This is a genomic window from Thermodesulfobacteriota bacterium (assembly GCA_039028315.1).
In the GTDB taxonomy this organism is placed as follows: domain Bacteria; phylum Desulfobacterota_D; class UBA1144; order Nemesobacterales; family UBA2774; genus CR02bin9.
This window is the reverse complement of the sequence record JBCCIH010000126.1, coordinates 1-7,374: the sequence shown is the minus strand read 5'-3', so window position 1 is coordinate 7,374 and position 7,374 is coordinate 1. Positions and strand designations below refer to the sequence as shown.

The window sequence follows — 7,374 nt, the reverse complement described above, 5'->3', positions numbered from 1 at the left end:
ATAAGTTCCTTTAATTCCTATAAGATTTGCGCCATATACCGTTGTGCCAACAATCTTGGCCTGCTCCAGATTATATGGAATAAAGATATAGTTTCTAAGATTAGAGGCCCTAGATAATGCCGCTACAGCATTTGCCAAGTTACCGGTTGATGCGCATGCGGCAGTGTCATAGCCAAACTCTTTTGCTTTAGATAGAGCAACTGAAACCACTCTGTCTTTAAATGATAGAGTAGGGAAACAGACGCCGTCATTTTTAATATACAGCTCGCTTACTCCGAGCTCTTTTTCAAGATTATGTGCCCTGATTAGGGGTGTATGGCCAACCTTCAGACCAACAGTGGGTTCTTCATCAATCGGCAGCAACTCTTTATAACGCCAGATATTACGGTCCCTGCTTTCAAAGAGTTCTCTTGAAACAGTCTCTTTAATTTCATCATAATTATAAACTGCTTCCAGCGGTCCAAAACAACTCTCGCATACATGGAGCGCTTCTTTGGGATAAACATCTGCGCATTCTTTACATTTAAGTCCTTTTACAAAGCTCATATAGTCCTCGTTAAAATAATAAATAAACTTTAGAAAATACCCTCAATATAGTGTCTTGTCAAAGTTCAAACCCTATATTTTATTGGGTTTACCAATCGTCCCTCTTTTCAATTTCCTTCTCTATGTCTTTGTCTTCCAATTCTTTAAATTCTACTTTTTCAAACTGCTGAGCATCTATAATATTTGTATTATTTCTATAAATACCGCCAACTATTAGATAATCATTGTCAACTATCTCCCACTCTCCGGGCATGACAATGTTAATGTAATTCCCCTTGGAATCAAAGAGTTTAAACGTAGCTTCATTATCACTACCATCTTCAGACGAAGCTTGTTCATAGTCCCTCACAACACCCTCAACAACAACAATTGCCCCATCATACGCAACTGGGGATAATAATATTCTAAAGATCGGCTCTCTAATCCCCTGAATTCCCTGGCCTGGTATGTACTCTGGCTCTTTGTTGCAGCCAACTAATGCAAATACGATCAGTATAGGCAAAATAATTAAAATATTCTTCACGCTCATAGTCTTATAGGTAACCCCTTGATTATTTGGCATAGGTATATATTTTACCTGCAAAGAGTGAATAATTTTAATATTTTATGGCATACTAACTATCCTTATTCAATATGCTAACTCAGGAGATAACAAATGGATATCTATAGTGATGACGGATTCTCTATAGCAAGAGTGTTGATTGATGACAGCGACAGCAACTATAACTACATCATATGGTGCCATAACACTAAAGAATGTGCAGTAATTGATCCTATAGATCCTATAATTCTTTTAAACTTTATTAGAGACAATGGGCTTATGGTTAAATATGTTATCAACACACACTGCCATCCAGACCACATAAGCGGAAATGATCCTATTCTAAAGGTAAGCCTGTCATTAATTTCAAAAGCACTGGTTCATCCCTTAGGAGTTGAGCGTATTGGGACAAGATATGAAACTGTGGATGAAGGTGATGTTATCAAAGTCGGGGATATAGAAATAAAGGTAATTCATACTCCAGGCCATTGCCCAGAGCACATATCGCTCATTGTTGGCAATAATATCTTTGTAGGAGATACAGTATTTCAATCAGGGTGCGGAAATACGGCTCATAGAGGAGTCGTTGAGGACCTTTATAAGAGCCTTTCCAGAATAAGAGAGCTTACTGATGATTACAGAATGTTTGTAGGCCACGAGTATGCTGAGGCTAATCTAAAATTCGCTCTAGACCTAGATCCTGAGAATCAAGCTGTAAAAGCTAAACTATCAGAGATACAAGATGCAGTCTCTAAAAACAGTTCGATACCACCTTCAACTTTGGGAGAAGAAAAAACATATAACCCATTTATGCGCTTTGACGATCCTGTAATTGTAGATGAGCTAAAGAAAAGAAACCCTGATCTAAAAACTGACCCTGCGTCTGTTTTCGTTGAACTCAGAACCCTTAGAAACGATTGGACATCATAAGCTCTAAAACCTAAAACATTCAAATTATAAATCTTTAGTCTGGTAAAATAATGCAATGACAAAAAAACTGTCAAAATCATATGATTTATTATCCAAGCTTCTAAAAGAGAGAATTCTCTTCTTAGATGGGGCTATGGGTACTATGATACAGCGCCATAAATTGGAAGAAGAGGATTTCAAAGGCGAGCGCTTTGCAGATCACCATATCGATCTTAAGGGCAATAACGACCTTCTATGCATAACACGGCCCGAAATTATTACAGATATTCACACACAGTATTTAGAAGCAGGCGCAGATATTATTGAGACAAACACGTTCAATGCCAATAGACTCTCACAATCAGACTATGATCTTGATGATATAATTCCTGAAATAAACCATGCTGCCGCAAAAGTGGGAAGGGCAGCAGTTGATGAGTTTATGGCAGAAAACCCTCAAAGAACCTGCTTTGTCGCAGGCGCTCTAGGCCCGGCAAACAAGACCGCCTCTATCTCACCGGATGTAAATGACCCAGCCTATAGAGGTGTTACTTTTGATGAGTTAGTGCATGCATATTACGAGCAGACAAAAGCACTAGTCGAAGGCGGTGTAGATATACTTTTTGCCGAGACTACTTTTGACACGCTCAATCTTAAAGCAGCAATTTTCGGTATCAATAATTTTTTGAACGAGCACCATGAAAAAATCCCGCTAATGCTTTCTGTAACAATTACTGATGCATCGGGAAGAACACTATCCGGCCAGACAATTGAAGCTTTTTGGAACTCTATAAGACATGCTAAATCTATAAGCGTAGGGATTAACTGCGCCCTTGGGGCAGAGGAAATGAGGCCTTATATTGAAGAGCTTTCTAAGGTAGCTGACTTCTACATAAGCTGTTATCCAAACGCTGGGCTTCCTAATCCTCTAAGTGATACCGGTTATGACGAAACACCTGATGACACTTCAGGGTTTTTAGAAGAATTTGCTCAGAGCGGATTTATCAATGTTGTCGGCGGATGCTGCGGAACCACACCTGATCATATAAGGGCACTTGTGTATAAAGTTAATGACATTTCCCCTAGAGCTATTCCAAAAATAGAGCCTGCTACAAGGCTAAGTGGTCTCGAGGCTCTTAACATTGGTGAGGAGTCTCCATTTATTATGGTAGGAGAGAGAACAAACGTTACCGGCTCGCCAAGATTTGCGAGACTTATTAAAGAAGACGATTTTGACTCGGCTCTTAGTGTTGCAAAGCAGCAGGTTGAAAACGGAGCAAATATTATTGACATAAACTTTGATGAAGCGCTATTAGACGGCGAGGCGTGCATGAGAAGGTTTTTAAACCTAGTAGCATCTGAGCCGGACATTTCCAGAGTGCCCATCATGATAGATAGCTCGAAGTTCTCCGTAATTGAAGAAGGGCTTAAGTGTATTCAAGGCAAGGGAATCGTGAACTCTATAAGCCTAAAAGAAGGAGAGAAAAAATTCCTCGAGCAGGCGGAAATTGTAATGCGATACGGCGCCGCTGCTGTGGTGATGGCATTTGATGAAAAAGGGCAGGCCGCAACCAAAGAAGATAAGATCAGAATTTGTGAAAGAGCATATAAACTTCTCACAGAAAAAGTCGGTATGGACCCTCAAGATATAATTTTTGATCCAAATGTACTTACTGTCGCCACCGGAATCGAGGAGCACAACAATTATGCAGTAGATTTTATAGAGGCAGTTAGAGAGATAAAAAAAGTATGCCCCGGGGCTAAAACCAGCGGCGGAATAAGTAATATTTCATTCTCTTTCAGGGGTAATAATGTAGTTAGAGAGGCAATGCACAGTGCATTCTTGTACCATGCTATAAAAGCGGGTCTCGATATGGCAATTGTTAACGCCGGTATGCTTGAAGTATATGAAAACATTGATCCTGAGCTGCTTACTAAAGTTGAAGATGTCCTTCTTAATAGAAATCCAGATGCAACTGAGATTCTTATCGAATATGCCGAGCAGGTAAAGGGGACTGAAAAAACAAAAGAGAAAGACACAGAGAAATGGCGTGAGGCAAGCGTTGAAGAAAGGCTCTCACATGCACTAGTTAAAGGTATAGTGGACTATATAGATGAAGACACAGAGGAAGCAAGGCAAAAACATGATAGGCCACTTGATGTAATTGAAGGCCCATTAATGGACGGTATGAAAATAGTTGGAGATCTATTTGGCGAAGGTAAGATGTTTTTGCCACAGGTTGTAAAGAGCGCCAGGGTAATGAAAAAAGCTGTAGCATACCTTGAGCCTTATATGGAAGAAGAAAAGGCAAAATCAGGTGCTGCGCATGCCAAAGGGAAATTTGTCATCGCTACGGTTAAAGGTGATGTTCACGATATAGGAAAGAACATAGTCTCTGTGGTTTTGGGCTGTAACAACTATGAAGTAATAGATCTTGGTGTGATGGTAGCCTGCGATAACATATTAAAAACGGCAAAGGATATGGATGCGAATATAATTGGCCTGAGCGGGCTTATTACGCCTTCACTGGACGAGATGATCTACAACGCTTCTGAGATGGAACGTCAGGGCTTTAAAACACCGCTTCTTATAGGCGGGGCAACCACAAGCAAGGCCCATACCGCTATTAAAATTGCGCCGGAGTACTCAGGAGTTGTAAGCCATGTACAGGACGCCTCACTTGTTGTAAATGTCTGCAATGACCTGCTCAACCCTAATAAGTATGACAAAGTTGCAAACGATCTAGCGGAAAAACATGAAGAGCTTCGTAGACTTCACTCCTCTGCCCAGCAAAAGACCAACTATCTCCCTATAGAACAGGCTCGCACTAAAGGACTCAACACAGACTGGAACGATGTAAGGATTGATATTCCTTCAAAACTTGGCACCCAGGTTATGGAATTTGGAGTCGAAGAGATAATTCCTTTTATTGACTGGTCACCCCTATTTTGGGTATGGGAACTAAAGGGAGTATATCCAAATATCCTGGAACATAAAAAATACGGCAAACAAGCCAAGTCCATATTTGAAGATGCGAATAAACTGCTTGATCAAATAGTAAGAGAAAGCAGATTCAGACCAAGAGCTGTTTTTGGTATATGGCCGGCAAACTCATCTGGTGACGATATAGAGGTTTACTCAGACGATAAAAGAAAAGAAGTAATTGCAAAGCTGTATACGCTTCGTCAACAAAAAGATAGGGGTCCGGAGGAAACTTATCTGGCATTGTCCGACTTTGTTGCTCCGCTAGAATCTAAAAAAGAGGATTTTATCGGAGGATTCGTAGTTACCACAGGTGAAGAAGTTGAAACTTTTTCAGATAGTTTTAAAGAAAACAACGATGACTATTCTGCAATAATGGTCCAAGCGCTCGGAGATAGAATCGCCGAGGCTTTAGCAGAGATGATGCATAAAAGGGCACGTGACATATGGGGTTATGGAGAAGAAGAGGATTTATCTCCAGAGGATCTTATAAAAGAAAAGTACAGAGGAATAAGACCAGCCCCCGGCTATCCTGCATGCCCGGACCATACAGAGAAACAAACACTCTGGCAGCTTTTGGATGTTGAGAAAAAAATAGGCGTTAGTCTTACAGAAAATTTTGCTATTTATCCGCCTAGCTCGGTTGCCGGGCTTTATTTCAGCCATCCGGATTCAAAATATTTTCATGTCGGTCAGATTGATAAAGACCAAGTCCATGAATATGCCGCTCGTAAAAGTATTGAGACATCAGAGGCAGAAAAGTGGCTAAGACCAAACTTGGGATATGATTCTACTAGAAACAAAAAAGCAGTTTAATTACTACGCATATTTTACTAGGATCTGACCTAGCTCTCTTACGAATCTTGAGCGCGGCATAACTATGTCGTATCCCGCTTCTATAGCTCTTTGCCCAAGCTCTTTCTCTACATGAGGCAGATACCCTAAGGTTGTTACATTATGCAATTTAGAATTAGATTTAACATCTGTTATCAAACTTATCGGATCTATTTTATTAGAGTTCAAATCAACAATTATTAATTTTGGGATTGATGTCATAGCAGATGCATTTAGGGCTTCAACATTCTTCACAACCTTTATGCCCAGAGCCAATTGCTTGGCGGCCTCTTTAATTTTAGAAGCAAAGAACATATCGTCTAAAACTGCTATTACACTTGTCTGCTCGGAATTGCTCATTTAATATAATCCTCTCTAATAATTCTATATGAAAAGAATTGGACTACAACAAAGGTGAAATTATGAAGAACCAAGATATCAATACAGTATTCTTTGACGCTGCAGATACATTATTTTATATAGAAAAGGGACTTGGGAACACTTATGCTTCAGTAGCTAAGAAGCATGGCGCTGACCCTGATCCAAAGGAGCTCAGGAAAGCCTTTTCTAAAGCTTTTTCTACGGCTCCTCCGCTTGCATTTGGCAACGTAAGCCCGGAGGATAGGGCCGTACTTGAGAAACAGTATTGGAGGGATATTGTAGAAACTGTCTACAATGAAGTTGGAATGTTCGAAGGGTTTGACACACATTTCGACGAGCTATTTGAGGTTTTTAGAAGTGAGGCTTGGGAAATTTTCCCTGAGACTAAAGAAGTACTTTCAGAACTAAAAGACAAAAAGTATAAGCTAGGAATTATCTCAAATTTTGACTCACGTGTATATGACGTTATGAACAATCTTGGAATTACAGAGTACTTTGACAGTTTTGTAATCTCAAGCGAGGCAGGTCATGCAAAACCGGATCCAAATATATTTCATATCGCATTAAAAGATATTGGATCTGAACCTAAAGAGTGCATTCATATAGGGGATCATATCTACAATGATTTTCATGGCGCAAGATCTCTGGGAATACGTGCGCTGGTTTTAGATAGGGAAAATGACTACGAATCTATCGGTGATCAGCATAAGATAAAAAATCTTAATGAAGTTAGATTATTTCTTGGCTAAGAGCTTAGCTGCGTCTTTTGCAAAATAGGTAAGAATTAAATCTGCACCGGCTCTTTTAATACTTATAAGTGACTCCATCATTACAAGCTCCTCATCAATCCATCCAAGCTTCCCAGCGGCTTTAACCATGGAGTACTCACCACTTACATGATATGCGGCAACAGGGTGATCAAATTCATCTCTGGCGGCCTTGATAACGTCTAGATAGGGCAGTGCAGGCTTGACCATCACAATGTCAGCCCCCTCATCTATATCAAGCTCAATTTCCCTTAAAGCCTCTCTTATGTTGGGTGGGTCCATCTGATAGCTTTTTCTATCACCAAATTGTGGTGGAGACTCAGCGGCTTCTCTAAACGGGCCGTAAAATGCTGATGCGTACTTTGCGGAATATGACATTATTGCCACATTCTCATAACCGTTCTCATCAAGCT

Annotated in this window: 7 protein-coding genes; 3 read left to right on the top strand and 4 right to left on the bottom strand. The window is 40.2% G+C overall.

Translation table 11 applies throughout. The annotated features are described in order from the left end of the window. On the bottom strand, nucleotides 1-546 hold a 546-nt coding region (locus AAF462_08385; protein MEM7009135.1), incomplete at its 3' end, for a pyridoxal-phosphate dependent enzyme. Nucleotides 547-634: 88 nt separating this feature from the next. Further along, on the bottom strand, nucleotides 635-1,108 hold the full coding sequence (locus AAF462_08380) for a hypothetical protein (protein MEM7009134.1): 474 nt from the start codon (nucleotides 1,106-1,108) through the stop codon (nucleotides 635-637). A gap of 93 nt (nucleotides 1,109-1,201) precedes the next feature. Between AAF462_08380 and AAF462_08375 the strand changes: the two genes are divergently transcribed. Together AAF462_08375 and metH are read left to right on the top strand one after the other, a co-directional pair. Next, a complete protein-coding gene (locus AAF462_08375; protein ID MEM7009133.1) occupies nucleotides 1,202-2,017 on the top strand; it encodes a hydroxyacylglutathione hydrolase C-terminal domain-containing protein in 816 nt (271 codons plus the stop codon). Between the two features lie 55 nt (nucleotides 2,018-2,072). After that, the gene (metH, locus tag AAF462_08370; GenBank protein ID MEM7009132.1) at nucleotides 2,073-5,795 is read left to right on the top strand and encodes a methionine synthase; all 3,723 of its coding nucleotides are present in this window, start codon (nucleotides 2,073-2,075) and stop codon (nucleotides 5,793-5,795) included. 3 nt (nucleotides 5,796-5,798) lie between these two features. Here the strand turns inward: metH and AAF462_08365 are convergent, their stop codons facing one another. After that, nucleotides 5,799-6,173 (bottom strand): hypothetical protein, encoded by a 375-nt coding sequence (locus AAF462_08365; GenBank protein ID MEM7009131.1) that lies wholly within the window; start codon nucleotides 6,171-6,173, stop codon nucleotides 5,799-5,801. A gap of 62 nt (nucleotides 6,174-6,235) precedes the next feature. On the opposite strand from AAF462_08365, the gene AAF462_08360 reads away from it, so the two are divergent. Beyond that, nucleotides 6,236-6,943, top strand: coding sequence for an HAD-IA family hydrolase (locus AAF462_08360; GenBank protein ID MEM7009130.1), 708 nt, complete (start codon nucleotides 6,236-6,238; stop codon nucleotides 6,941-6,943). Here the strand turns inward: AAF462_08360 and AAF462_08355 are convergent. After that, on the bottom strand, nucleotides 6,929-7,374 hold a 446-nt coding region (locus tag AAF462_08355; GenBank protein ID MEM7009129.1), incomplete at its 5' end, for a porphobilinogen synthase. The genes AAF462_08360 and AAF462_08355 overlap by 15 nt on opposite strands.

What these genes read in the sequence shown, in the direction of transcription:
- metH (MEM7009132.1), top strand. Translation starts at nt 2,073, where the DNA reads ATGACAAAAAAACTGTCAAAATCATATGATTTATTATCCAAGCTTCTA.
- AAF462_08380 (MEM7009134.1), bottom strand. Translation starts at nt 1,108, where the DNA reads ATGCCAAATAATCAAGGGGTTACCTATAAGACTATGAGCGTGAAGAAT.
- AAF462_08365 (MEM7009131.1), bottom strand. Translation starts at nt 6,173, where the DNA reads ATGAGCAATTCCGAGCAGACAAGTGTAATAGCAGTTTTAGACGATATG.
- AAF462_08375 (MEM7009133.1), top strand. Translation starts at nt 1,202, where the DNA reads ATGGATATCTATAGTGATGACGGATTCTCTATAGCAAGAGTGTTGATT.
- AAF462_08360 (MEM7009130.1), top strand. Translation starts at nt 6,236, where the DNA reads ATGAAGAACCAAGATATCAATACAGTATTCTTTGACGCTGCAGATACA.